The organism is Dyella marensis (assembly GCF_049532885.1).
Lineage (GTDB): Bacteria > Pseudomonadota > Gammaproteobacteria > Xanthomonadales > Rhodanobacteraceae > Dyella_D > Dyella_D marensis.
The window spans coordinates 911,380-937,413 of the sequence record NZ_CP064029.1; the positions used below are offsets into that span (position 1 = coordinate 911,380).

24 protein-coding genes and 1 tRNA gene are annotated in these 26,034 nt (G+C 68.4%); 19 read left to right on the top strand and 6 right to left on the bottom strand.

Annotation, left to right across the window (positions count from 1 at the left end; genetic code table 11):
• Positions 1-62: 62 nt before the first annotated feature.
• The 6 genes from pal to ISN75_RS03930 all read left to right on the top strand — a co-directional run bounded on the left by pal (position 63) and on the right by ISN75_RS03930 (position 3,629).
• The gene (gene pal / locus ISN75_RS03905) at positions 63-572 is read left to right on the top strand and encodes a peptidoglycan-associated lipoprotein Pal (RefSeq protein WP_167252378.1); all 510 of its coding nucleotides are present in this window, start codon (positions 63-65) and stop codon (positions 570-572) included.
• A gap of 2 nt (positions 573-574) precedes the next feature.
• On the top strand, positions 575-1,447 hold the full coding sequence (ybgF, locus tag ISN75_RS03910) for a tol-pal system protein YbgF (protein WP_210427748.1): 873 nt from the start codon (positions 575-577) through the stop codon (positions 1,445-1,447).
• A 58-nt stretch (positions 1,448-1,505) separates the two neighbouring features.
• On the top strand, positions 1,506-2,150 hold the full coding sequence (gene queE, locus ISN75_RS03915) for a 7-carboxy-7-deazaguanine synthase QueE (protein ID WP_168648192.1): 645 nt from the start codon (positions 1,506-1,508) through the stop codon (positions 2,148-2,150).
• A gap of 111 nt (positions 2,151-2,261) precedes the next feature.
• On the top strand, positions 2,262-2,957 hold the full coding sequence (gene queC, locus ISN75_RS03920; RefSeq protein WP_167252377.1) for a 7-cyano-7-deazaguanine synthase QueC: 696 nt from the start codon (positions 2,262-2,264) through the stop codon (positions 2,955-2,957).
• Between the two features lie 64 nt (positions 2,958-3,021).
• Positions 3,022-3,097, top strand: a tRNA-Lys gene (locus tag ISN75_RS03925).
• A gap of 169 nt (positions 3,098-3,266) precedes the next feature.
• Positions 3,267-3,629, top strand: coding sequence for an RcnB family protein (locus ISN75_RS03930; protein WP_167252376.1), 363 nt, complete (start codon positions 3,267-3,269; stop codon positions 3,627-3,629).
• Positions 3,630-3,702: 73 nt separating this feature from the next.
• Here the strand turns inward: ISN75_RS03930 and ISN75_RS03935 are convergent, their stop codons facing one another.
• Entirely contained in the window at positions 3,703-4,074 is a 372-nt protein-coding gene (locus ISN75_RS03935) for a transcriptional regulator (RefSeq protein WP_167252375.1), read from the bottom strand.
• A 220-nt stretch (positions 4,075-4,294) separates the two neighbouring features.
• On the opposite strand from ISN75_RS03935, the gene ISN75_RS03940 reads away from it, so the two are divergent.
• Positions 4,295-4,774, top strand: coding sequence for a hypothetical protein (locus ISN75_RS03940; protein WP_343819356.1), 480 nt, complete (start codon positions 4,295-4,297; stop codon positions 4,772-4,774).
• A 4-nt stretch (positions 4,775-4,778) separates the two neighbouring features.
• Here the strand turns inward: ISN75_RS03940 and ISN75_RS03945 are convergent, their stop codons facing one another.
• Positions 4,779-5,255: a YybH family protein gene (locus ISN75_RS03945; RefSeq protein WP_167252373.1), complete on the bottom strand. Its 477-nt coding sequence runs from the start codon at positions 5,253-5,255 to the stop codon at positions 4,779-4,781.
• Between the two features lie 309 nt (positions 5,256-5,564).
• Here ISN75_RS03945 and ISN75_RS03950 point away from each other — a divergent pair, with 309 nt between their 5' ends.
• The 5 genes from ISN75_RS03950 (at position 5,565) to ISN75_RS03970 (ending at position 13,786) form a co-directional block, all read left to right on the top strand.
• Complete coding sequence (locus ISN75_RS03950; RefSeq protein ID WP_167252372.1) at positions 5,565-7,556, top strand: OPT family oligopeptide transporter; 1,992 nt, start codon at positions 5,565-5,567, stop codon at positions 7,554-7,556.
• Positions 7,557-7,891: 335 nt separating this feature from the next.
• The gene (mprF, locus tag ISN75_RS03955; RefSeq protein WP_423385163.1) at positions 7,892-10,492 is read left to right on the top strand and encodes a bifunctional lysylphosphatidylglycerol flippase/synthetase MprF; all 2,601 of its coding nucleotides are present in this window, start codon (positions 7,892-7,894) and stop codon (positions 10,490-10,492) included.
• Entirely contained in the window at positions 10,489-11,271 is a 783-nt protein-coding gene (locus ISN75_RS03960; protein WP_343819355.1) for an AcvB/VirJ family lysyl-phosphatidylglycerol hydrolase, read from the top strand. Before mprF ends, ISN75_RS03960 begins: the two co-directional genes overlap by 4 nt.
• 228 nt (positions 11,272-11,499) lie before the next feature.
• Entirely contained in the window at positions 11,500-12,654 is a 1,155-nt protein-coding gene (locus ISN75_RS03965) for a threonine aldolase family protein (protein ID WP_343819354.1), read from the top strand.
• Positions 12,626-13,786 (top strand): acyltransferase, encoded by a 1,161-nt coding sequence (locus ISN75_RS03970; RefSeq protein WP_343819353.1) that lies wholly within the window; start codon positions 12,626-12,628, stop codon positions 13,784-13,786. The genes ISN75_RS03965 and ISN75_RS03970 overlap by 29 nt, the downstream gene beginning before the upstream one ends.
• 1 nt (position 13,787) lies before the next feature.
• On the opposite strand, the gene ISN75_RS03975 is transcribed toward ISN75_RS03970, so the two are convergent.
• The 3 genes from ISN75_RS03975 to ettA form a co-directional block, all read right to left on the bottom strand.
• Positions 13,788-14,735 (bottom strand): MBL fold metallo-hydrolase, encoded by a 948-nt coding sequence (locus ISN75_RS03975; protein WP_343819352.1) that lies wholly within the window; start codon positions 14,733-14,735, stop codon positions 13,788-13,790.
• Between the two features lie 62 nt (positions 14,736-14,797).
• Entirely contained in the window at positions 14,798-15,610 is an 813-nt protein-coding gene (pyrF, locus tag ISN75_RS03980) for an orotidine-5'-phosphate decarboxylase (protein ID WP_343819351.1), read from the bottom strand.
• A gap of 226 nt (positions 15,611-15,836) precedes the next feature.
• Complete coding sequence (gene ettA, locus ISN75_RS03985) at positions 15,837-17,498, bottom strand: energy-dependent translational throttle protein EttA (protein ID WP_167252365.1); 1,662 nt, start codon at positions 17,496-17,498, stop codon at positions 15,837-15,839.
• Between the two features lie 202 nt (positions 17,499-17,700).
• Here ettA and ISN75_RS03990 point away from each other — a divergent pair, with 202 nt between their 5' ends.
• The 6 genes from ISN75_RS03990 to ISN75_RS04015 all read left to right on the top strand — a co-directional run bounded on the left by ISN75_RS03990 (position 17,701) and on the right by ISN75_RS04015 (position 23,848).
• Complete coding sequence (locus tag ISN75_RS03990; RefSeq protein ID WP_343819350.1) at positions 17,701-18,600, top strand: DUF817 domain-containing protein; 900 nt, start codon at positions 17,701-17,703, stop codon at positions 18,598-18,600.
• A gap of 225 nt (positions 18,601-18,825) precedes the next feature.
• Complete coding sequence (glyA, locus tag ISN75_RS03995) at positions 18,826-20,079, top strand: serine hydroxymethyltransferase (protein ID WP_343819349.1); 1,254 nt, start codon at positions 18,826-18,828, stop codon at positions 20,077-20,079.
• Positions 20,080-20,222: 143 nt separating this feature from the next.
• Positions 20,223-20,741: a transcriptional regulator NrdR gene (gene nrdR, locus ISN75_RS04000; RefSeq protein ID WP_167252362.1), complete on the top strand. Its 519-nt coding sequence runs from the start codon at positions 20,223-20,225 to the stop codon at positions 20,739-20,741.
• Positions 20,742-20,833: 92 nt separating this feature from the next.
• Positions 20,834-21,892, top strand: a complete 1,059-nt coding sequence (gene ribD / locus ISN75_RS04005) for a bifunctional diaminohydroxyphosphoribosylaminopyrimidine deaminase/5-amino-6-(5-phosphoribosylamino)uracil reductase RibD (RefSeq protein ID WP_423385164.1) — start codon at positions 20,834-20,836, stop codon at positions 21,890-21,892.
• Between the two features lie 94 nt (positions 21,893-21,986).
• A complete protein-coding gene (locus ISN75_RS04010; protein ID WP_343819347.1) occupies positions 21,987-22,829 on the top strand; it encodes a phytanoyl-CoA dioxygenase family protein in 843 nt (280 codons plus the stop codon).
• Positions 22,826-23,848 (top strand): Gfo/Idh/MocA family oxidoreductase, encoded by a 1,023-nt coding sequence (locus tag ISN75_RS04015; protein WP_343819346.1) that lies wholly within the window; start codon positions 22,826-22,828, stop codon positions 23,846-23,848. The genes ISN75_RS04010 and ISN75_RS04015 overlap by 4 nt, the downstream gene beginning before the upstream one ends.
• Before the next feature lie 148 nt (positions 23,849-23,996).
• Here the strand turns inward: ISN75_RS04015 and ISN75_RS04020 are convergent, their stop codons facing one another.
• Positions 23,997-25,007 (bottom strand): NAD(P)-dependent alcohol dehydrogenase, encoded by a 1,011-nt coding sequence (locus tag ISN75_RS04020; protein ID WP_343819345.1) that lies wholly within the window; start codon positions 25,005-25,007, stop codon positions 23,997-23,999.
• Positions 25,008-25,117: 110 nt separating this feature from the next.
• Between ISN75_RS04020 and ISN75_RS04025 the strand changes: the two genes are divergently transcribed.
• Positions 25,118-26,020 (top strand): LysR family transcriptional regulator, encoded by a 903-nt coding sequence (locus ISN75_RS04025; RefSeq protein ID WP_167252358.1) that lies wholly within the window; start codon positions 25,118-25,120, stop codon positions 26,018-26,020.
• Positions 26,021-26,034 lie beyond the last annotated feature (14 nt).

The window sequence follows — 26,034 nt, forward strand, 5'->3', positions numbered from 1 at the left end:
GTCCTGTAACCGCAATCGCTATTGACTGTCGGAACTCAAACCCGTTTGAAGGAACGTCCACCATGAATAAGACCGTTCGCGTCGCCCTGGTCGCCCTGCTCTGCGTTGGCGCGGCCGCATGCTCGAAGAAGCAGGAAGTCAAGCCGCAGACCCCGGCGGACACCACCCCGGTGGCCACCAGCCAGCAGCCGACCTCGGGCAAGTACACCCCGGAAGATCTCGACCGTGACGCTTGCCTGCGTCAGCGCGTCGTGTACTTCGATTTCGACAAGGACGAGATCAAGCCGGAGTTCCAGCAGATCATGGCGTGCCACGCCAAGTACCTGCAGGACCGCCCGACTGCCCAGATCCGCCTGGAAGGCAACACCGACGAGCGCGGCACCCGCGAGTACAACCTGGGCCTCGGCGAGCGCCGCGGCAACGCTGTCTCCAGCGCCCTGACCGCCGCCGGCGGTTCGGCCAGCCAGCTGAACGTGATCAGCTACGGCAAGGAGAAGCCGGTGTGCCGTGAGCACAACGAGGATTGCTGGGGCAAGAACCGCCGCGTCGAGATCGTCTACACGGCGAAGTAAGCATGAAGCAGCGACTGGCTAACAGCTACACGGCCAGGCGGCTCGGCATGGCGGGCGCGATAGCGTCCGCCATGCTTTTTGCCGTTCCCGCACTGGCGCAGGATTCCCGCCTCAGCCTTGCCGACCGCGTCGCGCGGCTCGAGCAGCAGGCGCAGAACCAGGACCAGGGCGGCGTCGGCATGGTCAACCAGATGCAGGCACTGCAGGCGCAGATGCGGCAGATGCAGGGCCAGATCGAAGAACTGCAGCACCAGCTGCAGGAACTGAAGGATTCCAACAAGGCGCAGTACACGGATCTCGATTCGCGTATCGGCCGCCTCGAAAGCGGCGCCGGCAACCATGCCGCCGCCACCGGCAGCGACGCGAACGCCGCGCCTGCCTCCGCCGGCAGCACCCATGCCGCGCCCGCCGCGGCGGCTGCAGCTGCCGACACCAAGGGCAAGCCCGGCGACACCAAGGCGCCTGCCGCCGCGCCGGGCGACCAGACCGGTGCGCAGGCCGCCTACGACACCGCCTTCAAGTCGCTGCGCAACGGCGACTTCGTGGCCGCCTCGCGCGGTTTCCGCGGCTTCATCCAGCAGTACCCCGACAGCCCGCTGATGCCGAATGCGTTCTACTGGCTGGGCGAGTCCTACTACGGGACCATGAACTACCCGCTCGCGGCCGAGACCTTCCAGCGCCTGCTCTCGCAGTACGCGCAGAGCGACAAGGCGCCCGATGCGATGCTCAAGCTCGGCTACAGCCAGCTGGAACTGAAGCAGGCCGAGCAGGGCAAGGCCACGCTGAAGTCGGTGACCACCAGGTATCCGGGTTCCAAGGCCGCCAGCCTGGCCCAGGAGCGGCTGCGCCGACTGCAGCAGCAGCCGGCCAACTGAGGTTCCGGCGGTGAGCGAAGGCAACGCGAACGTGGCGTCCACCACGTCGACGCCGGCCATGGCCGAGCGGCTGCGCATCACCGAGATCTTCCACTCGATCCAGGGCGAGGCCGATGCGATCGGCTGGCGCACCGTGTTCGTGCGCCTCACCGGCTGCCCGCTGCGCTGCGTGTGGTGCGACACCGAGTATTCGTTCTACGGCGGCGGCTGGCGCGACATCGATGACATCCTCGCCGAGGTGGCCTCGCATGGCGCCAAGCACGTCTGCGTCACCGGCGGCGAGCCGCTGGCGCAGAAGCGCTGCCTGATCCTGCTGCAGCGGCTGTGCGATGCCGGCTACGAGGTATCGCTGGAAACCTCCGGCGCGCTCGACGTGGCCGCGGTCGATCCGCGCGTGCGCAAGGTGATGGACCTGAAGGCGCCGGACTCCGGCGAGAGCGCGCGCAACCTGTGGTCCAACCTGGACCACCTGCTGCCGCACGACCAGGTGAAGTTCGTGCTGGCCAGCCGCGCGGACTACGCATGGGCATGCGAAGCGGTCGCCACGCACGCCATCGACCGGCGCTGCATGGTGCTGTTCTCGCCGGTGCACGGCAAGGTGAACCCGCGCGAGCTCGCCGAATGGATCATCGAGGACAAGCTGCCGGTGCGCTTCCAGTTGCAGCTGCACAAGCTGCTGTGGAACGACGCGCCGGGGCATTGATTCGTCCGCGCGCCGAGGCGCGCTGGCGCATAGCAGTTTCCGCGCGCCGGCCTGTGCTGCCGGTGGCGCTCTCCGGCCGGTGACCGGCCTGACTCTGAAGTGGATGTCGCCATGTCTGAAAGTTCTCCCCGCAAGGCCGTCGTGCTCGTCTCCGGCGGCATGGATTCCGCCGTCACCATCGCCATCGCACGCGAACAGGGTTACCAGGTGCACGCGCTGAGCGTGGCTTACGGCCAGCGCCACAGTTCGGAACTGGAAGCCTCGGCGCGCGTGTCGCGCCTGCTCGGCGCGGTGGAACACAAGACGGTGCAGGTCGACCTGCGCTCGATCGGCGGCTCGGCGCTCACCGCCGACATCGACGTGCCGCTCGACGCCGACCTGCACGGCGAAGCCGGCGGCATCCCGGTTACCTACGTGCCGGCGCGCAACACCATCATGCTGTCGATCGCGCTGGGCTGGGCCGAGGTGCTCGGTTCCAGCGACATCTGGTGCGGCGTCAATGCGGTCGATTATTCCGGCTATCCGGATTGCCGGCCGGCCTTTATCGAGGCCTTCGAGCAGCTTGCCAACGTGGCCACCAAGGCTGGCGTCGAAGGCGCCGGCATCCGCGTGCACGCGCCGCTGATGCGCATGAGCAAGGCGGACATCGCGCGCGAAGGCGCGCGCCTGGGCGTGGATTTCGCGGAAACCGTGAGCTGCTACAACGCCGATGCGCAGGGCCGCGCCTGCGGCCATTGCGATGCCTGCCGCCTGCGCGCGCAGGGCTTCCGCGAAGCCGGCCTGCCCGATCCCACGCGCTACGCCTGAGGCGGTTTGCTTGTGCCCCAGGCGCGCTGACCTTAAAATCGCGCGCTTGGCTTTTTGAGCGCATGGGCCGTTAGCTCAGCCGGTAGAGCAGCGGACTTTTAATCCGTTGGTCGACAGTTCGAATCTGTCACGGCCCACCAATCGAAGGATCCGCGGCGACGCGGATCCTTATTTTTTGCCCAATCCACAATCCGGTTCAGCCGCGGTTGCGCGCGGCAGCCAGGGCAATTCAGCTTGCCGGCGCTAGCATCGCTCCCGGCTGCCACGCAGCCGCATGCCATCAACGCCCCTCGAGGGTACGGAGCCGCCATGAAACGCCTGCTGGGTCTGACCACCGCCATCGCACTGCTCGTCACCAGCGCCGCCGCCTGGGCCGCGCCGCAGGACCACGATTGGGATCACGACCACGATCATGGCCGCGGCCACAATCCGAAGGACGAAGGCCGCCACGACAACGGCCAGCACCGCGGCTGGGAGAAGCACGCCTACCGCCGCGGCGAGCGCCTGCCGGACCGCTACTACGAGCGCACCTACTACGTGACCGACTACGAGCATTACCACCTGCGCCGTCCGGAACCGGGCTATCGCTACGTGCGCGACGACGACGGCCAGATCTTCCTCACCGCCGTCGCCACCGGCCTGATCGTGGACATCGTGGTCAACGCGCACTGATCGCCCGCGCATTGCTGCATAAGAAAAAAGCCCGCTCGAACGAGCGGGCTTTTTTCATGCGCCGTGCCAGGCCTTATTCCTTCTTCACCATCTGCTCCAGGATCACCAGCAAGGCCTTGCGCTGATCCCGCGTAAGCCGGCCGATCAGCCCGAACAGGCGCGCCTGCTCGCGATGGTCCACCCGGTACGGCGCCGCGGCGTCCTGCACCTTCATGAAGCCCTTCGGCTCGCCGCGCCCGGTGGCCAGCCATTCGAAACTGACGCCGAAGCGTCCGGCGATTTCGGTCATGCGCTTGGTTTCGGGGCGGGCCATGTCGCTGAGCCATTTGCGTGCCGTCTCGCGCGATACGCCGAACATGTCGGCCAGGCGGGTCGTGCGGCCACGGCCCTTGCTCATGCCGATCAGGTCCATGGCCAGATGCAGACGCTGGGAAAACCCGTTCATTGCCAAAAGAGGCTCCTTCTCGCGGTGCCGCGGACGGCCTGGGCGGCACGTTGCGCGGGGGTCGGAAACAACGGTGGTCGAGCACGTAAGACGAGCGCCATTGTTGATGATCTGACCCGCCGAGTAGGCAATTTCTAATTGTTTAGATTGTCAACTTGTGATGGTATTTCCTTGTATTTATTAGATTTATTCGCTAGTAGCAAAGTGCGAGGAAAGCAAGATGGAGAAGGCAATTTTCGGAGTACGGAGCAATCCTGAGGCGGATACCTCGCGGATTTATCCCAACACCCAGCTCGACCGCCTGCTCAACGACCTGCAGGGCAACAGCCCGCTGGCGCTGGAGGACGAAGGGCTGGCGCGCTTCCAGCCCGAGCGCCTGCAGGCGATCCGCGCCAACGCGCTGGCGCAGGCATCCGCAGCCTGGACCGCGGCGGTCGCACTGCGCCAGTTCGTACGGGAATGGGCCGGCGCCGGCTGGCTGGGCACGCCGTCCGGCGGCCAGCTGCGCGCCCACCTCACCCAGCTGCGCCAGGACGCGCAGCGCTGGCGCCAGCTGGCGGACTACGCGGGGCGCTACCTCGCGCACCCGCAGCTGGCCAGCCTGCATGGCCGCCAATGGTTCGAACAGAGCAGGGCCGGCGGCGAATTCCCGGGGCGCATCTCGGTGGCGAGCAGCCGCAGCAGCGCCGGTGCGGGCTGAGCGCTCAGCGCACCGCCTCGTGGTAGGCCTCCAGCAGCGCCGGATCCTCGAACGACCCATGGTGATGGAACTGCCGCCACTGTCCGTCCACGCGCCGGTACAGGCGCGTGGTGCGGATGGCCAGTTCCAGCTTGGTATTGCCACGCTCCAGCACGCCGCGTTCGCGCCCCACCGCGAGGAAGGCGTCGCCGAATTCATGCAAGCCGAATTCATGCAAGGTGTAGTCGTGGAACACCACGCGCACGTGCGCCTCGCCCAGGAAGATGCGCTCGTACACCGCGCGTATGCGCGACCATCCGCGCTCGATGCCGCCCAGCGGATTGCTCATCGACGCCGCCTCGTCGTGCGACCAGTTGCGCGCCATCGCCTCCAGGTCGCGCTGGTTGAAGGCGCGGTAGAAGCCGCTCAGCGCGGCCAGCGGATGTTCCGGCGCGAAGTGCGTGTCGAGGCCGTCGATGGCGTCGGGATGCGGGGCGGGCATGGGGATACCTCGGGTCCATGGGGAGCCGCGAGTATGCGGCGGCGCCCGGCAAGGGAGAATCAAGTTTTCTGGTAGGCAGTTTCCGATTTTCCGGGACGTTGGGCTTTTTCCTGATGGTTCGGATGCAGGCGGCGACAGGCTACGGTACGGCCTTTGCCGCACACGCTCTTTGCTCCAGGGCGAAAATGTGGCAAATCTAGGACGATTCAGGACAGTGATCGGCGAGCGGCCGCCGTCTCATTCCAATGCCGCCGATAAAACCGAACTACTACTCCATGGGGAGAACTCCAGCATGAAAGGAAAGCACTCGTGAGCGCGCTGCCGGCTGTCGCCGACGTGCGCAAGGAATTGACCGTACGCGGCGTGATCCTCGGCGTACTGCTCACCCTGGTGTTCACCGCCGCCAACGTCTTCTTCGGCCTCAAGGCCGGCCTCACCTTCGCCACCTCGATTCCGGCGGCGGTGATCTCGATGGCGATCCTGCGCGCGATGCGCGGATCCACCATCCAGGAAAACAACGTGGTGCAGACCATCGCCTCGGCGGCCGGCACCTTGTCCTCGATCATCTTCGTGCTGCCCGGCATGATCATGATCGGCTGGTGGACCGGCTTCCCGTTCTGGACCTCGTTCGCGGTATGCGCGCTCGGCGGCATCCTGGGCGTGATGTATTCGATCCCGCTGCGCCGCGCCCTGGTCACCAATTCCGACCTGCCGTATCCGGAAGGCATCGCCTGCGCCGAAGTGCTGAAGGTCGGCAGCGGCGAGCACGAGGCCGGCGGCAGCGTGGAAGAGGGCAGGGCCGGCCTGCTGGCGGTGCTGTGGGGTTCGGTGGTCTCGGCGGTGTTCGCCGTGGTGGTGGCCACCCAGGTGTTCGCCTCGGACGTGATCAGCTACTTCCGCGTCGGCGACAAGGGCTCGGTCAGCGGCTTCGACTTCAATCTTTCCTTCGCGCTGTTCGCGATCGGCCACCTGGTCGGCCTGTCGGTCGGTATCGCCATGCTGGTCGGCGCGCTGATCGGCTGGGGCTGGGGCGTGCCGTTCTATTCGCCGTTCGAGCACGTCGCCGGCGGCGTGGCCGAGCTGGCCCAGGCCACCTGGAGCCACAAGGTGCGCTACGTCGGCGCCGGTGCCATCGGCGTGTCCGCCATCTGGACCCTGGCCAAGCTGGTCAAGCCGGTGATCAGCGGCCTCACCTCGGCCATGGCCGCCTCGCGCGTGCGCAAGGCCGGCAACGCCGCTTCGCTGCCGCGCACCGAGCAGGACATCCCGATCGGCATCGTCGGCCTGATCACCCTGGCCTGCTTCGTGCCGATCGCCTGGCTGCTCGGCTACTTCGCCAACAGCAGCGGCCTGGGCGACCACCTCGCCGTGCTGGCGGTGGGCGGCGTGGCCTACGTGGTGCTGATGGGCTTCTTCGTGTCCACCGTATGCGGCTACATGGCCGGCCTGATCGGTTCGTCCAACAGCCCGCTGTCGGGCGTGGGCATCCTGGTGGTGATCGGCGCCGCGCTGCTGCTGGTGGCGGGCGTGAAGCCGTACGTGCCGGCCGAGGCCGGCAAGGCGCTGGTGGCGTTCGCGCTGTTCACCACCGCGGTGATCTTCACCGTGGCCGCCATCGCCAACAACAACCTGCAGGACCTCAAGACCGGCCAGCTGGTCGACGCCACGCCGTGGCGCCAGCAGGTGGCGCTGGTGATCGGCGTGATCGCCGGCGCCGCGGTGATCCCGCCGGTGCTGGACCTGCTCAACAAGGCCTACGGTTTCGCCGGCGTGCCCGGCGCCGGCCCCGCCGCGCTGCCCGCGCCGCAGGCCGGCCTGATCTCGGCGCTGGCGCAGGGCGTGATCACCAACAACATCGACTGGGGCCTGATCACCACCGGCATCGGCATCGGCGTGGCGGTGATCGTGGTCGACGCCATCCTGGCGCGCACCACCAGGATGCGCATCCCGCCGCTGGCGGTGGGCCTGGGCATCTACCTGCCCACGGCCAGCACCTTGATGGTGGTGGTCGGCTCGGTGGTGGGCTGGCTGTTCGACCGCCGCGCCGACCGCGGTCCGAAGCCCGAGGCCACCAAGCAGCTGGGCGTGCTGCTCGCCTCCGGCCTGATCGTGGGCGAGAGCATCATCGGCGTGGTGATTGCCGCGATCGTGGCGTTCTCCGGCAAGGGCGCGCCGCTGGCCCTGGTATCGCCCTCGTTCGCCAATACGGCGGAGGTCCTCGGCGGCCTGGCCTTCATCGCGATCGTGGTGGTGCTGTACCGCTGGGTGGCCCGCCTGGCGCGCGGCAGCGCGAACGCGTAATTCCTTGCCCATACCGCCGGTGAACCGGCGGCCGGGAAGACGACGGCCGGCTTGTCCGGCCGTTGTCATTTTCCGCTGCGTTGTTCGTCTTACACTGGCGCGACCGTTCCGCGGCCGCGCACCCGCATGTGCTCCATGCCCGCGCAGCGCGGCGGCCAGGGGGACAGCCGGGAAACGACGGACCGCAGACAGGTTCGACACGCTATGCTTGCCGACCGTGGTGGACGAGGCTTCGTGCTCGCGGCCGCCAGGCGCATGGCGCGCGGACCGGTGGCAGTAACGCCCGGCGTGCAGGCGCATGCCTTGAATCATTCGTGGAGGCCTTGGGTCGAGTGGTGGAGCAGAGAGGGGCGGACGCTCCAGAGCCGGCAGAAGCCCTGACGCGCCCTCGCGGGGCGTGGCTGCGCCGGCTCGCCGGTCCGCTGCTTTCGGTCGGCATGCTCTGCCTGGCGCTGTGGGCGCTGCGCTCGCTGGCCAGCCAGGTCAGCTACCGCGAAGTCGCGCGCTACGTGCACGGCCTGGAAAACCACCGCATCGTGCTGGCCATGCTGCTCACCGCGGCCAGCTACGGCGTGATGACCTTGTACGACTGGTTCGGCCTGGCCTCGATCGGCCGCAAGCTGCCGCGCGCCCAGGTCACGCTGATCTCCTTCATCAGCTACGCCTTCAGCAACGCGCTGGGCATGGCCCTGTTGATCTCTGGGTCGATCCGCTACCGCTTCTATATCCAGGCCGGCCTGTCCACCGCCGAGGTGGCCAAGGTGGTGCTGTATTGCACGGCCAGTTTCTGGCTCGGCCTGTTCGCGCTCACCGGCGTGACCCTGCTGCTGGTGCCGGTGCCGCCGACGGTGCCGATGGCCAGCCTGCGCATTCCGGTGGCGATCGTGCTCACCCTCATTCCCGTGCTGTGGCTGGCCGGCAGCCAGGTGCTGCGCCAGCCGCTGCGCCTGTGGCGATGGCGCGTGAGCTGGCCGTCCACGCCCACGGCGGCGCGGCAGATTCTTACCGGCGCGGTGGATTGGGGCCTGGCCGCGTGGGTGCTGTACCTGCTGATGCCGAATGCGGTGGACACCGGCTTCGGCCACTTCATGGCGATCTTCGTGCTGGCGCAGATCGCCGGCCTGGTCAGCCACGTGCCCGGCGGCCTGGGCGTGTTCGAGGCGGTGATGCTGGCCGGCTTCGGCGCCACCGGCAACGAAGGCCTGGAGGCGCCGATCCTCGGCGCGCTGGCCGCGTACCGCCTGATCTACTACTTCCTGCCGCTGTGCGCCGCCACCGTAGTGGTGCTGGCGCGCGAGGCGCGCGGGGTGGCCGGCAAGGTGCCGCTGGCGCCGTGGTTCACCGGCCTGCTGCCGCCGTTCTTCGCCGGCCTCACCCTGGTCTCCGGCGCGGTGCTGCTGTTCTCCGGTGCGACGTCCGCATTGCCGGGACGCATGGAGATTCTGCGCCACGTGCTGCCGCTGCCGGTGCTGGAGTTCTCGCACTTCCTGGCCAGCATGGTCGGCATGCTGCTGCTGATCCTGGCGCGCGGCCTGCAGCGCCGGCTGGATGCGGCCTATGTGCTGACCCTGGTGCTGCTGCTGCTCGGCGCGGTGCTGTCGCTGCTCAAGGGCATCGACTACGAGGAAGCCACGCTGCTCTCGCTGCTGGCCTTGGGCCTGGCGCCGGCGCACCGGCTGTTCTATCGCCGCGCCTCGCTGTTCAGCGCCACCTTCTCGGTGGGCTGGATCATCGCCATCCTCGCCGTGCTCGGCTGCGCGGGCTGGCTGGTGTCCTTCAGCTACAAGCACGTCGAGTACAGCACCAACCTGTGGTGGGAATTCAGTTTCTATCACGGCGGTGCGCCGCGCGCGCTGCGTGCGCTGGTGGGCGCGGCGGCGGTGGGCATGCTGTTCGCGCTGGCCAATCTGATCCGCCCCGCGCGGCCCGACTTGCACCTGCCCGGCGAAGAGGAACTGGCGCGCGCGCTGCCGCTGATCAAGCACTATTCCTCGGCGCAGGCGCACCTGGCGCTGATGGGCGACAAGACCCTGCTGTTCGATGCCGAGGCCAGGGCCTTCATCATGTACGACGTGGAAGGCCGCAGCTGGGTCGCCATGGGCGATCCGGTCGGCGAGGACGAAGACGCGCGCCGCGAACTGGTGTGGACCTTCCGCGAGCAATGCGAACGCGCCGGCGGCTGGCCGCTGTTCTACCAGGTGCGGCCGCAGGACCTGGACCTGTATCTGGAAGTGGGCATGAACCTGCTGAAGATCGGCGAGGAGGCGCGCGTCAAGCTGGACGGCTTCAACCTCGACGGCAAGTCCAAGAAGGTGCTGCGCAACACCATCAACAAGCTCACCCGCGAAGGCATGCGCCTGCAGATCGTGCCGGCGCACGAGGTGGGCGCGCTGATCCCGCGCTTGAAGCCGATCTCCGATGCCTGGATGCGCGACAAGGGCGTGCGCGAAAAAGGCTTCTCGCTCGGCACCTTCGACCCGGCCTACCTGGCGCGCACGCCGATGGCCCTGGTGTGGAAGGGCGAGGAGCTGGTGGCCTTCGCCAACCTGTTCCTCACCGACAGCAAGGAAGAAGCCTCGGTGGATCTGATGCGCCACCTGCCGGACGGCACGTCCGGCGTGATGGATTTCATGTTCATCGAATTGATGCAGTGGGCGCGCGCCGAAGGCTACGTCTGGTTCAACCTCGGCATGGCGCCGTTCTCCGGCCTGCAGAACCGGCGCACCGCGCCGCTGTGGAGCCGCCTGGGCGCGCTGGTGTTCGGCCGCGGCGAACGCTTCTACAACTTCCGCGGCCTGCACAAGTACAAGGACAAATTCGATCCCGAGTGGGAGCCGCGCTATCTCGCGGTTCCCGCCGGCATCGCCTTGCCGCTGGTGCTGGCCAATATCGCCAGCCTGATCTCCGGCGGCCTATCGGGTATGGTGCGCCGATGAAACGAATCACCAAGATCATCGGCGGCCTCGTGCTCGCCGCCGCGGCCGCGGGCGCGCTCGTGTGGCAGCCCTGGCACCACGCGACGATGGCCGAATCCCTGGTCGAACTGCCGGCCGCGCCGGGTGCCAAGCCGCTGGAAGGACGCGGCGACGTGGTCGCCATTTTCTATTCCGGCGACGGCGGCTGGCGCGACCTGGACAAGCAGCTCGGCGCCATCCTGGCCCAGCACGGCGTGCCGGTGATGGGCGTGAGCCTGCTCAAGTACTACTGGCGCCAGAGCAATGCCGATGCCTCGGCTGCCGACCTGGACGCGCTGATCGAACAGTCCACCGCCCGGCTGGGCAAGCAGCGCGTGTGGCTGATCGGCTTCTCCTTCGGCGCCGACGTGCTGCCGTCGGTCATCGAAAAGCTGAAGCCCGAGAACCGCGCCCGCGTCGCGCAGCTGGTGCTGCTGTCGCCGAGCAAGGACGTCAGCTACGAGATCGAGATGCAGGGCTATATGGTCGAGGGCTGGTTCAAGACGCAGACGCAGAACCTGTTCCAGCTGCTCAACCCGGTGAAGCACTACGACGCCCGCCCGCCGCTGCTCGCCCTGGACGGCCATCCGCCGGTGACGTGCTACTACGGCAAGGACGACGAGGACGACACCATCTGCGCCACCGCCGGTTTGCCGGCGTGGATCAAGGTGTATCGCAAGACGGGCGATCATCATTTCGACTACGACTATGAAGGGCTGGCGAAGCAGATGATTTCGGATCTGCCGGCGGCGAGCCCCTAGCCCCTCAGTCTCCAAGTTGGAATCCTTCTCCCTCTGGGAGAAGGTGGCGGCAGCCGGATGAGGGTTCGGTCGGAGCGGTGCACGTCACTCTTGCGCTCCGCCCGTACCCTCACCCCAACCCCTCTCCCGAGGGGAGAGGGGCTTAGTCCGCCATGACCTTCGGCCGATAGGCCCGCCCGCTTCCAGTGCTAGGGTTCCCCGACAACCAGCCAAGCGGGGGCGCAAGCAATGGACCGTCGGGACTTTCTCCGTTCCTCATTGACCGCGGGCTCGCTCGCCGCACTGGCCGCCGCGCCAGCCGCATGGGCCGCCGCTTCGCCTAAGAGTCCGCAGGACCCGGAGCACATCAACCGCAGCGTCATCCTGATGGGCGACGACCTGCCGCATTACGGGCGCGACGTGCTCGCCCGCATGGATGCCATCCTGCAGACCCGCGACAAGGCCGGCGATGCCTATCTGAAACGCGGCGCGGTGGAAGAACTGGAGCAGCGCTTCGCCCAGCTGCTGGGCAAGGAGGACGCCGCCTTCATGCCCACCGGCACCCTGGCCAACCAGGTTGCCATCCGCCTGCTGTGCGGCGACAAGAAGCGCGCCCTGGTGCAGCAGGAAAGCCACGTCTACTGCGACGAAAGCGATGCGGTGACCACGCTGAGCGCGATCAACCTGGTGCCGCTGGCGCCGGACCGCGCGGCGCCGACGCTGGACGAAGTGAACGCGGCCATCGCCGTGTCGGAGAAGGCCGCCTATCCCTTGCCGATCGGCGCGATCTCGCTGGAAAGCCCGGTGCGCCGCGCCGACGGCGCGATGGTGCCGTTCGAGGTGGTGCAGGCGATCGCCGAGCGCGCCCGCGCCAAGGGCATCGGCATGCATCTGGATGGCGCGCGCCTGCTGTTGAACAGCGGCGCCGAAGGCTTCGGCGCGGCGAAGTACGCGGCGCCGTTCGATACGGTCTACGTGTCGCTCTACAAATACCTGGGCGCGCCGTTCGGCGCCATCCTCGCCGGAACCAAGGCCAACGTGGCCAAGGCACGCGATACGCGGCATATCTTCGGCGGCACCATCTACCACGGCTGGCAGCCCGCGCTGCTGGCGCTGGATGCGCTCCATGGCTTCGAGGAGCGCTTCGCCAGGGTGCGCGCCGCCGGCGACCGCCTGCTCGACGGCCTGGCGAAGCTGGACGGCTACACCGTGCGCCGCGTGGAGCACGGCACCAATATCCATTTCGTCGAGATCGCCGAGCCGCGGCGGCAAGGCCTGCGGGAACGCCTGGCCAAGGCCGACATCATGATCGTCGAGCCGCGCGACGGCCGCCTGATGCTAATGTTCAACGAATCCCTGTTGCGCAAACCCGTCGATGCCATCGTCAAAGCCTTCGCCTCTTGAACGCAATCCCGGCATCGACCTGCTGCGCGGCATCGCCATCCTGCTGGTGGTGCTGCATCACCTCGGCCTGCGCATACCGCTGAAGAAGACCGCGCTGGCCGAGGTGCTGCCGGCGCGGCTGCTGAGCGCGCTGAATTTCAACGGCTACGAAGCGGTATTCGTGTTCTTCGTGATCTCCGGTTTCCTGATCGCGGGCAATGCGATCCGCCGCTGGGGCGCGCTGGAGCGCATCGACCTGCGCGACTTCTATGCGCGGCGTTTCGCGCGCATCGTGCCCTGCCTGCTGGCCCTGGTCGGCGTGCTGAGCGTGCTGCATCTGGTCGGCGCGCAGGACTACGCGATCAACCGCGAAGGCCAGTCGCTGCCGCGCGCGGTGCTGGCCGCGCTGGGCCTGCATCTGAACTGGTACGAAGGCCAGACCGGCTATCTGCCGGGCAACTGGGACGTGCTGTGGTCGCTGTCGATCGAGGAAGTGTTCTACCTCGGCTTCCCGCTGGCCTGCCTGCTGCTGCGCCGCGATGCGCTGATGGCGCTGCTGCTGTGCGCGCTGGCCATGGCGCTGCCGTGGCTGCTGTCGTCGCTGGACGACGCCAGCGAGATATGGAAAGAGAAGGCCTATCTGCCCGGCATGTCCGCGATCGGCACCGGCGTGCTCGGCGCGCTGGCGGTGGCGCATTGGAAGGCGCCGCGCTGGGCCACGCTGGCGCTGGGCATCCTCGGTGCCAGCGGGCTGTTCGCGGTGTTTATCGCCATGCCGTTCTGGTGGCCGCTGCTGCAGGACGGCGTGATGCTGCTGCTTACCTTCTCCACGCTGTGCGTGCTGGTGGCCTGCCGCCAGCGCGGGGCGGCGCGGCCGCTGCCGGGCTTCGGCTGGCTGCGCCGCTGGGGGCAGCTGAGCTACGAGATCTACCTCACCCATATGTTCGTGGTGTACGGCGCGGTGCGGCTGTTCCGCGCCAGTGGCGGCGACATGTCGCGCGGGTGGCTGTGGTATGTGCCCGCGCTGCTGCTGTGCTGGCTGCTCGGCGTGGCGGTGGAGCGTTATCTGTCGGCGCCGTGCGAGCGGTGGTTGCGTGCGCGGCTGCAGCGTCCCCGCCCGGCTATCGGTGCGGCCGTGGCCGCGACGGACTGACTTACAGCTCCATCAGGTCGCGGCCCACCACCAGCCGGCCCTTGAAGTGCGGGGCCACGGCGTCGCGCCAGACCTCATCGGTGAGCGACGCATCGCCACCCGGCACGAAGTGATTCAGCACCAGCGTCTTGACGCCGGCTTCGGTGGCGACGCGTCCCACCTGCTCGGTGGTGGTGTGGCTGGCCAGCAGGTGTTCGCGCAGGCGGGCGGCGTTCGGTTCGGAGGCGATCAGCTTTTCCAGCGCCGGTTGATACATCACCTCGTGCACCAGTACGTCGGCGTTGCGTGCGAGTTCGATCAGCGCGGACGTGGGGCGCGTATCGCCAGAGAACACGATCGAGCGATCCGGGCAGTCGAAGCGATAGGCGAACGCCGGCACCACCGGCGGATGCGCCACCAGCGCGGCGGTGACCTTGACGCGCTCGTCCTGCAGCACCACGCCGCCCTTATTCAGTTCATGCGGCACGATCAGCGGCGCCAGCGGCGGGCGGCCCTCGTCCTTGATGCGGATCTGGATGTCGACGTCGTTCATGCGCAGGAAGTCGCGCGTCATCGCCGCCAGCGGCGGCGGTCCCCAGGTGTCCACGCGCGTATGCAGGCGCGCGGCCCAGGCCAGCCACAGCAGGTTGCCGTAGTCGGCGTCGTGGTCGGAATGCTGGTGGGTGAGGAAGACGTGGCGGATCGCGCCGAGGTCGAGCTTCGCCTGCACCATCTGCCGCGCCACGCCGTTGCCGCAGTCGACTACGTAGATGACGCCGTCCACCACCACGGCGCTGGCGGGCGCGGCGCGGTCGGGCTTCGGCGTGGGGCCGCCGGCGGTGCCGAGCAGGATCAGGCGGGAGCGCGCGGCGGCGCGAGCGGCGAAGGGCAGGGCGCCGACGGCGGTGGCGGCGAGGCCGAAGCCGGCGGCGCGCAGCCACTGGCGCCGGTTCGGATCGAAAGCGCGCATGCGTTTTTCCCTGCGAAAAGAAAGACCCGACTATGCCGCGCGGCGCGCGGCGGGAAAAGCGCTCAGCGGTAGCGGTTGATGCCGTCGCGCAGTTCCTGCGCGGCCTTGCGCGCGGCGTCGGCGAAATCCTCGCCCTGGCCGGCATACAGGATGGCGCGCGAGGAGCTGATCATCAGGCCCGTGCCGTCGGCGCTGCGGCCATGCTTGACCACCGCCTCCACGTCGCCGCCCTGCGCACCGATGCCCGGCACCAGCAGCGGCACGTCGCCCACCAGCGCGCGCACTTCGGCCAGCTGCTCCGGCCAGGTGGCGCCGGTGACCAGGGCGCAGTTGCCGTGCGTATTCCACTCGCGCGCGACCATTTCGGCGACGCGCTGGTACAGCGGGCGGCCGCCGACGTCGAGATCCTGCAGGTCCGACGCGCCGGGATTGGAGGTGTGGCAGAGCAGGATCACGCCCTTGTCGGCGCGGTCCAGGAACGGCTGCGCCGAATCGCGGCCCATGTACGGGTTGATCGTCACCGCATCGGCGCCGTAGCGCTCGAACGCCTCAGTGACGTAATGCTGCGCGGTGCTGCCGATGTCGCCGCGCTTGGCGTCGAGGATCACCGGCACGCCGGGGTGCTTGGCGTGGATGTGCGCGATCAGGCGTTCCAGCGCGTCTTCCGCACGGAGAGCGGCGAAGTGCGCGATCTGCGGCTTGAAGCTGCAGGCCAGGTCGGCGGTGGCGTCGACGATGGCGGCGCAGAACTTGAAGACGGCGTCGGCGTCGCCGCGCAGATGGGCGGGGAATTTTGCCGGCTCGGGGTCGAGGCCGACGCAGACCAGGGAGCGGTGGCGATGCCATGCGGCTTGCAGGGATTGCATGAAGTGCATGTCTTTACTCCCTTGCCTCATCCTCTCACCCCTCTCCCCTCCGGGGAGAGGGCAGGGTGAGGGGCGGGTCTTGCGGTAACGGGTGTTTGGAGCGTGGCTCTTTTTGAGGGTATGGGCTTGTTGGGAAGGATAAGCAGGGTGCGGCTTGCTTGCTGCTTCTGCTTCTACGCTCCGCCCAGCCCCTCACCCCAACCCTCTCCCCGGAGGGGAGAGGGAGTCGGAGTGCTTACGCCAGCTTCTTGTACTTCACACGATGCGGCTTGGCCGCCTCGTCGCCCAGGCGGCGCTTCTTGTCCGCCTCGTACTCGTTGTAGTTGCCAGGGAAGAACTCCACGTGCGAGTCGCCCTCGAACGCCAGGATGTGCGTGGCGATGCGGTCCAGGAACCAGCGGTCATGCGAGATCACCATCGCGCAGCCGGGGAATTCCAGCAGCGCGTCTTCCAGCGCGCGCAGGGTTTCCACGTCCAGGTCGTTGGACGGCTCGTCGAGCAGCAGCACGTTGCCGCCCTGCAGCAGGGTCTTGGCCAGGTGCAGGCGGCCGCGTTCGCCGCCCGACAGGTTGCCGACGATCTTCTGCTGGTCGGTGCCCTTGAAGTTGAAGCGGCCGATATAGGCGCGCGACTGGATCTCGAAGTTGCCGATGCTGAGGATGTCCAGGCCGCCGGACACTTCCTGCCATACGTTGTTCTTGGCATCGAGCATGCCGCGCGACTGGTCGACGTAGGCCAGCTTGACGGTGTGGCCGAGCTTCACTTCGCCGGAGTCGGGCTGCTCCTTGCCGGTGATCAGCTTCATCAGCGTGGACTTGCCGGCGCCGTTCGGGCCGATCACGCCGACGATGGCGCCCGGCGGCACCTTGAACGACAGGTCGTCGATCAGCAGGCGGTCGCCGAAGGCCTTGGAGACGTTCTTGAACTCGATCACTTCCTGGCCCAGGCGCTCGCCCGGCGGGATGAAGATCTCGTTGGTTTCGTTGCGGTGCTGGTACTCGACCGAGTTCAGCTCCTCGAAGCGGTTGAGGCGCGCCTTGCCCTTGGACTGGCGGCCCTTGGCGGCCGAGCGCACCCACTCCAGCTCCTTCTCGATCGCCTTCTGGCGCGACTTCTCCTGGCTGGCTTCCTGCTTCAGGCGGGCGTCCTTCTGCTCCAGCCACTCGGTGTAGTTGCCCTTCCACGGAATGCCGCGGCCGCGGTCCAGCTCGAGAATCCACTCGGCGGCGTTGTCCAGGAAGTAGCGGTCATGGGTGACCGCCACCACGGTGCCGGGGTAGTTCTGCAGGAACTGCTCCAGCCAGTCCACCGACTCGGCGTCCAGGTGGTTGGTAGGCTCGTCCAGCAGCAGCATGTCGGGCTTGGACAGCAGCAGGCGGCACAGCGCCACGCGGCGCTTCTCGCCGCCCGACAGCGGGCCGATCTTGGCGTCCCACGGCGGCAGGCGCAGCGCGTCGGCGGCCACTTCGAGCTGGCGCTCCAGCGCGTGGGCGTCGTTCACCGCCAGGATGTTCTCCAGCTCCTGCTGCTCGGCGGCGAGCTTGTCGAAGTCGGCGCCTTCCTCGGCATAGGCCGCGTAGACCTCTTCCAGGCGCTTCTGCGCGTCCATGATCACCGACACGCCTTCTTCCACCGCCTCGCGCACGGTTTTCTCGGCGTCCAGCTGCGGCTCCTGCGCCAGGTAGCCGACCTTGATGCCCGGCTGCGGGCGGGCCTCGCCCTGAAAATCGGTGTCGACGCCGGCCATGATGCGCAGCACCGTGGACTTGCCCGCGCCGTTGAGGCCCAGCAGGCCGATCTTGGCGCCGGGGAAGAACGAGAGGGAGATGTCCTTGATGATCTGGCGCTTCGGGGGAACGATCTTGCTGACCCCGTTCATGGTGTAGATGTACTGCATGGAGCCTCCGGAGGCGTGCGCCGCCGGCCCGCGAGGCGGACGGAGGCGCTAGGGCGTTGGGTGAAACCCGGGATTATAGCCGGTCGGCGCGTCGTCCCGGTGACGGCCCGCGCCGCGCCCGGCCCGCGCCATGCCTTGGCGCACCAGGGCCATGCCCGGCCCGCAGGCTGGCGCGCCATCACCCGCTATGGAGCGCGCCCGCATGGATTCCCTGGTATCGGCCGCACCCCGCGGCCTGTGGCGGCTGGACGCCTGGGCGCAGGGCTGGGCCGCGCCGCGCGGCGCCTGGGCGCTGGCGCTGCACGAATTGGTCTGCTTCGGCCTCAAGCAGGCCTGGGCCTGCCTGTTCGGTGCTTGCATGCTGGCCTTGCTGCTGCTGACCTGGGCGTGCTACCCGGCCGGCGCCTGGCTGGCCCGCTACGACTTCCTGGTGCTGGCCGCGTTCGCCCTGCAGTGCCTGCTGCTGGCGCTGCGGCTGGAGACGCGCGAGGAAGCGGCCGTCATCCTGCTGTTCCACCTCACCGGCACCGCCATGGAAGTGTTCAAGACCGCCATGGGCTCGTGGGAATACCCGGAGCCCTCGCTGCTGCGCATCGGCGGCGTGCCGCTGTTCACCGGCTTCATGTACGCGGCGGTCGGCAGCTATATCGCGCGGGCCTGGCGGCTGTTCGAGTTCCGCTTCGTGCGGCATCCGCCGTTCGCGGCGACGGCGTGGCTGGCGCTGGCGATCTACGTCAATTTCTTTACCCACCACTTCGCGGCGGATCTGCGCTGGCTGCTGTTCGGCGCGGTGGCGGTGCTGTTCGGGCGCACCTGGGTGCATTTCCGCGTGCGCCATGAGCACCGGCGCATGCCGCTGCTGCTGGGCTTCGTGCTGGTGGCCGCGTTCATCTGGCTGGCCGAGAACGTGGGCACCTTCGCCGCGGCCTGGCGCTATCCGGCTCAGCGGGACGGCTGGAGCGTGGTCCCGCTTAGCAAGCTCGGCTCCTGGCTGCTGCTGATGATCATCAGCTACGTGATGGTGTCGGCGGTGGCCCGCCGTAAAGCCCCTCTCCCCCTGGGAGGGGGTTGGGTTGAGGGTGCGGGCGGAGCGCAAGAGTGATGTGCACCGCTCCGCCCGTAACCTCATCCGGCTACCGCCACCTTCCTCGCTCCTCAAAGCCGGGCACATCCCTGTGCCCTCCCCGCGTGCTCGCGGAGGGAGAAGGATTCCCCCCGGAGGTTGGCGCCGGTATGCGGTTTCGGAGCCTTCCCAAGGTGGCCCCCCAACCCCCCGGGCGCTACAATTTCTGGCTTCCACTCCCCGCCGCCACCCGCAGAGGTCAGGATGTTTGCCAAGAACGAGACGATCGCCGGCTTCGACGATGAGCTGGCCCAGGCCATGGCCGACGAGGCGCGCCGGCAGGAGGACCACGTCGAGCTGATCGCCTCCGAGAACTACGCCAGCCCGCGCGTGCTGGAGGCCCAGGGCAGCGTGCTGACCAACAAGTACGCCGAAGGCTACCCGGGCAAGCGCTACTACGGCGGCTGCGAATACGTGGACGTGGCCGAGCGCCTCGCCATCGAGCGCCTGAAGGAGCTGTTCGGCGCCACCTACGCCAACGTGCAGCCGCATTCCGGCTCGCAGGCCAACCAGGCGGTGTACTTCGCCCTGCTCAACCCGGGCGACACCATCCTCGGCATGAGCCTGGCCCACGGCGGCCACCTTACCCACGGCGCCAAGGTCAATCTGTCCGGCAAGATCCTCAACGCCGTGCAGTACGGCGTGAACGAGCACGGCCTGGTCGACTACGACGAAGTCGAGCGCCTGGCCCTGGAGCACAAGCCGAAGATGATCGTGGCCGGCTTCAGCGCCTACTCGCAGGTGATGGACTGGGCGCGCTTCCGCGCCATCGCCGACAAGGTCGGCGCCTACCTGTTCGTGGACATGGCCCACGTCGCCGGCCTGATCGCCGCGGGCGTGTATCCCAGCCCGCTGCCGCACGCCCACGTGGTCACCTCCACCACCCACAAGACCCTGCGCGGCCCGCGCGGCGGCATCATCGTGGCGAAGGACGCGGGTGAGGAAATCGAAAAGAAGCTGCAGTCGATCGTATTCCCCGGCATCCAGGGCGGCCCGCTGATGCACGTGATCGCCGCCAAGGCGGTGGCCTTCAAGGAGGCGCTGGACCCGTCGTTCAAGAGCTACCAGCAGCAGGTGGTGAAGAACGCCAAGGCCATGGCGCGCACCTTTATCGAGCGCGGCTACAAGATCGTGTCCGGCGGCACCGAGAACCACCTGATGCTGGTCGACCTGATCGGCCGCGACGTCACCGGCAAGGACGCGGAAGAAGCGCTGGGCAAGGCGCACATCACGGTGAACAAGAACGCCGTGCCGAACGACCCGCGCAAGCCGTTTGTCACTTCGGGCCTGCGCATCGGCACGCCGGCGGTCACCACGCGCGGCTACCAGGAGGCCGACGTGGCCGCGCTGGCCGGCTGGATCTGCGACGTGCTGGACGCGCCGAACGACGAGGCGGTGCTGGCCAAGGTGCGCGAGCAGGTGACGGCGCAGTGCCGTAAGTTCCCGGTTTACGGCTGACATCCTCGCCGCCAGCGGGCGCGTTGCGACGATCCGGAAAAGGGGCCGATCGTCGTAAAAGTCCCCGCATCCCGCGCGCTTCCGGCCTCGCCGGAAGCACGCCGGGTTGTACGGCGGCTCAACTGAACGTCTAATGGCGCCCCATGCATTGCCCTTTTTGTCAGCATGAAGACACCCGTGTGATCGATTCGCGTCTGGCCGACGACGGCACCACGGTGCGCCGGCGACGCGAATGCCCCCAGTGCGGCGAGCGCTTCAACACCTTCGAAACCGCCGAGCTGAAGCTGCCCGCCATCGTCAAGAGCGGCGAGCGCCGCGAGACCTTCGACGAACGCAAGCTGCGCGTGAGCTTCGAGCGCGCCCTGCAGAAGCGGCCGGTGGCCAGCGACGCGGTGGACGTGGCGGTACGCACCATCGTCAACGACCTGCGCAAGAGCGGCGAGCGCGAAGTGCCTTCGCGCCAGGTGGGCGAGCTGGTGATGCGCGAGCTCAAGAAGCTCGACCAGGTGGCCTACGTGCGCTTCGCCTCGGTCTACCGCAAGTTCGAGGACGTGCAGGCCTTCCGCGAGGAAATCGAAAAGCTCGAGCGCGACCTGCCGGGGCTGGAAAGCCTGCAGCTCTCGCTGCTGGGTGAGGCGGGCGTGCGCCGCGGCAAGAAATGACGGCGCGGCGCCGGCGCGGCTTCGCATAGACTCTTTCGTCCCACGCACAAGGGGACGCCATGTCCAGCTTCACCCCCACCGATCACACCCTGATGGCGCAGGCCCTGCGGCTGGCGGAGCGCGGCCTGTTCACCACCCAGCCGAATCCGCGCGTGGGCTGCGTGATCGCCCATGGCGACACGGTGGTGGGCGAGGGCTTTCACCCGCGCGCCGGCGAGCCGCATGCCGAAGTGTTCGCGCTGCGCGCCGCCGGTGAACGCGCCCGCGGCGCCACCGCCTACGTCACCCTGGAACCCTGCGCCCACCATGGCCGCACGCCGCCCTGCGCGGATGCGCTGGTGGCCGCCGGCGTGGCGCGCGTGGTGGTGGCGGCCGAGGATCCGTTCCCGCAGGTGGCCGGCCGCGGCATCGGCAAGCTGCGCGATGCCGGCATCGCGATCGAACTCGGCCTGATGCGCGAGGCTGCGCGCGAATTGAACGTCGGCTTTTTCAGCCGCATCGAGCGGGGACGCCCGTGGGTGCGCGTGAAGCTGGCGATGAGCCTGGACGGCCGCACCGCGCTGGCCAACGGCGCATCGAAGTGGATCACCGGCGAAGCCGCGCGCGCCGACGTGCAGCGCTGGCGCGCGCGCAGCTCGGCCATCCTGGCCGGCAGCGGCACCGTGCTGGCGGACGATCCGCGCCTCACCGCGCGCATCGACGCACCGTTCGCGCCGCCGCTGCGCGTGGTGCTGGACCGCAGCCTGCGCACGCCGGCCGGCAGCCACGTGCTGGACGGCAGTGCGCCGACCCTGCTGCTGCATGCGGAAGGCGCCGTGGTGCCGGCGCATCTGCAGAACGTGGATCTGGCCGCCGTGCCGGCAGCCGATGGCGGCCTGGACCTGTCCGCCGCCCTGGCCCTGCTCGCCGCGCGCGGCTGCAACGAGGTGCATGTCGAAGCGGGCCCCACCTTGTGCGGCGCGCTGCTCGCGGCGGGCCTGGCGGACGAGCTGCTGCTCTATGTCGCGCCAATGCTGCTGGGCGACAGCGCGCGTCCGCTGCTGCACCTGCCCACGCTGCAGGACATGGGCGCGCGCTGGAACCTGCGCGTGCAGGACCAGCGCATGCTGGGCCAGGACCTGCGCCTGCGCCTGCGTCCGGCGCGCGATTGACCGCTGCGCGATTGACCCTGCGAGAGCCCGCGCCCAGAATCGCCGGCCAGTACGGCGCCGAGGCGCCCAGCAAGTCTTTCCAGGAGTGCGCTGCATGCTCACCGCGGCGGAGCGCGAACAGTTCCATCGCCAGGGTTATCTGATCCGCGACGCCTTGAGCGCGGACGACGTCGCGCGCTACGTCGGCGGCGTGGAACGCGCCCGCGCCGAACGCGGCGAGCGCGGCCGCATGATGAACCTGCAGTTCCTGCAGCCGGGTAAGGACGTGCGCGCGATCCAGGACGTGATCTGCCATCCGGCCCTGCGCGCCATCGCGGCGGACCTGCTCGGCGACGGCATCGTGATCGACGGCGCTTCGCTGTTCTACGCCGATGCGGGCGTGGACTACCGCCAGGGCTGGCACCGCGACCTGATGCAGGTGCCGGACGAGCAGATCGACCCGCGCTGGTTCAGCGACGCGTACCGCTACAACTACGTGCAGGTGAATATCCCGCTCACCTGCGACCCCTGCCTGTGGATCGTGCCCGGCAGCCATCGCCGCCCGTACGACGAAGCGGAGCGGCGCATCTTCGGCGGCGATCCGCGCATCGCGCCGGTCGATGCGCAGCCGGAACTGGCGCAGGGCATGCAGCTGGTGCTGCAGCCCGGGCAGGCGGCGTTCTACAACAACTACGCCGTGCATCGCGGCTATGCCGGCGTGCTGCGGCAGCGGCGCATCACCATCCACCTGGGCTTCCATTCCAGCGCGCATGCGCCGACCTGCCACTTCGGCGTGCTCGACCATCGCCAGTACACGCCGGATTACCTGGCGAGCCTGGCGCCGGATGTGCGCGCCGCCTTGGAAGCGCATATCGCCGAACGCGCGCGCCATCCGGAAGTGGACCAGTACCACGCCTGGCACCAGCAATTCATCAGCAAGGAATTCGAGATCCGATGAGCGGCGAAGCAAACATGATCCGTTGGGGCATCATCGGCTGCGGCAACGTCACCGAGGTCAAGAGCGGCCCCGGTTTTCAGCAGGCGCCGCATTCCGCGCTGGTGGCGGTGATGCGCCGCGATGGCGCCAAGGCCAGGGATTATGCGCAGCGCCATGCCGTGCCGCGCTGGTATGACGATGCGGCGGCGCTGATAGCCGATCCGGAAGTGGATGCGGTCTATGTCGCCACGCCGCCGTCGACGCACAAGCAGTACGCGCTGATGAGCATCGCCGCGGGCAAGCCGGTGTATGTGGAAAAGCCGATGGCGCTGGATCACGCGGAGTGCGAGGCGATCCTGCGCGCCGGTGCGGAAGCGAAGGTGCCGGTGTTCGTCGCCTATTACCGCCGCATGCTGCCGCGCTTCCACCGGGTGCGCGAGCTGCTGTTCGGCGAGCAGGCCATCGGCGCGCCGCGCGTGGTCAACACCGTGCTGTACGAGCCGCACCATCCGCGCTACCACGACGGCGCGAACCTGCCCTGGCACGTGGTGCCTTCGATTTCCGGCGGCGGCGTGTTCATGGATATCGGCTGCCACACGCTGGACATCCTCGATTGGCTGTTCGGGCCGATCGTGTCGGCCGAAGGGCATGCGGGCAACCAGCTGGGCGCGTATCCGCCGGAGGATACGGTGGCGATGTCGTTCGCCTTCGACAGCGGCGTGCTGGGCACGGGGCTGTGGAATTTCGACAGCTACAAGCACCACGACTGCATCGAGGTGATCGGCGACAAGGGCAGCATGCGCTTTGCCACCTTCGGCGACGGGCCGATCGTGGTGGAGACGAAGGAGGGTGTGCGCGAGTATCGCGTAGCGAATCCTGCGCATATCCAGCAGCCGTTGATCGAGACGATCGTGCGGGAGTTGCTGGGGGAGAAGGGCGTGTGTCCTTCGACTGCCGAGAGCGGCGCGCGCACGACGTGGGTGATGGATCAGGTGTTGCGGGCGTATCGGCGGAAGACGGGGCAGGCGATCGGTGCCTAGTGCTGAAGCCCCTCTCCCCTTGGGAGAGGGGTTGGGGTGAGGGTACGGGCGGAGCGCAAGAGTGATGTGCACCGCTTCGGCCGAACCCTCATCCGCCTGCCGGCACCTTCTCCCGGAGGGAGAAGGATTCCTCCGTGCAGGTTGAGGATCACCTCGCGAAATCGATCGCAATCTTGCCGAAGTGCTTCCCTCCGGCCATCTCCTCGAACGCCTCGCGCAACTCCCCAAACCCATATACCGCATCGACCACCGGCTCCAGCCGCATCGCCTCCAGCGCCCGCACCATCCGTTCGTGCTCCTCCAGCGAGGCGACGGAAATCCCCTGCAGATGCACGCGCTTGAGAATCGCCGGCACCAGCGGCAGCGCCGCCTCGCGGCCGCCCATGAAACCGACGATGCCGATAAAGCCATGCATCGCCACCGCGTCCACCGACTGCGCGAACGTCGACGCGCCCACCGTTTCGATCACCGCATCCACGCCGCGCCCGCCATTGGCTTCGCGCACCGCCGCGCCCCACTCCGGCAGCTTCGCGTAGTTGATGCCGATATCGGCGCCCAGCGCCTTGGCGCGCTCCAGCTTCTCGTCGCTGGACGACAGCAGGATCGCCTTCGCCCCGCGCGCTTTCGCCAGCTGCAGCGCGAACAGCGACACGCCGCCGGTGCCGAGCAGCAGCACGCTCTGCCCGGTGGTGAGCCGGGCCTGCTCCAGCGCCGTCCATGCGGTAAGCGCGGCGATCGGCAGCGTGGCCGCCTGCACGGCGCTCATATGCGCGGGCGCATGGGCCAGCGCATAGGCGTCGTAGCAGGCCAGCTCGCGCATCGCGCCGGGGCCGGGGCCGCCCAGGTCGGCGCCTTCCCATTCGGGCCGCATGCCGCCGGCCAGCCAGCGCGCCTTGTAGAAGGTGCTGACGCGATCGCCCGGCTTGAAGCGGGTGACGCCTTCGCCGACCTCAAGCACAGTGCCGGCACCGTCTGACACCGGCGTCATCGGCAGCGCCACGTCGCGGTAGAGCTGGCCGTTGACCATCAGGTGGTCGCGGAAGTTGAGCGAGGCCGCTTCCATCTTCACCAGCACCTGGCCGGGGCCGGGGTGCGGGGCGGGCTGGTCGACGATGGCGAGATGCTCGGTGCCGAACTGGTTGAGCTGGTAGGCGCGCATGGCGGGTTCCTGGATGGAGGCGGGTGATGGGTGATGGGTGATGGGTGCCATGGTGGGCCGCGGATGCAGTGGCGATAATCCATCGATATCGCATATCTTTTGTTCGTCCCATGAATCAATCCTTCGAGCTCACCCCGAACCGCCTGCGCGAGCTGCGCGGCTTCGCCATCGCGGCGCGGCTGCTGAACTTCTCGCGCGCGGCGCACGAGGCCGGCTGCACGCCGTCGGTGCTGAGCCGGCGCATCGCGGCGCTGGAGCAGGCCGTGGGCGGCAAGCTGTTCCTGCGCACCACGCGGCGGGTGACGCTGACGCCGCGCGGCGAGCAGCTGCTGGCGCATTGCGAGCGGCTGGACGCGGTGATGCTGGCGATGGCGGCGGAACTGCGGCCGCGGGGCGGCGAGCCGGCGGGGCGCCTGTGCGTGCATCTGCCGGGTTCGTACGGGCGGCTGCGGGTGGCGCCGGTGCTGGCGCGCTTCATGGCCAGGCATCCGCAGATCCGCATCGAGGCGGTATACGACGACGCTTATGCGGACCTGGTCGCCGGCCGCATCGACCTGGCCCTGCGCGTGGGCCGCCTGGCCGATGCGCAGCTGGTGGCGCGGCGCGTGGGCAGCATGCGGCGCTATCTGTGCGCGGCGCCGGGGTATCTGGCCTCCGCGCCGGCGCTGGCCGATCCGGCCGGGCTGAAAGCGCACCGCTGCGTCGCCTTCAGCGGGCTGCGCACCGGCACGCTGTGGCAGTTCAGCCAGGGCCGCCGCCGCCGCTCGGTGCGCATCGACCCGGTGCTGACCTGCAACGATTCCATGGCCACCCGCGATGCGCTGCTGGCCGGCGTGGGCATCGGCATCCAGGGCGACTACATGGCCGACCCGCTGGTGGAACGCGGCAAGCTGGTGCGCGTGCTGCCGGAGTGGGAACTGAGCACCTCGCCGATCCAGCTGGTCTGGCTGCCGGGCGCGGACCGGGCGCCCGCACTGCGCGCATTGATCGATTTCCTGTCGTCCGAACTCTAGGTTGCCTCCGAAAA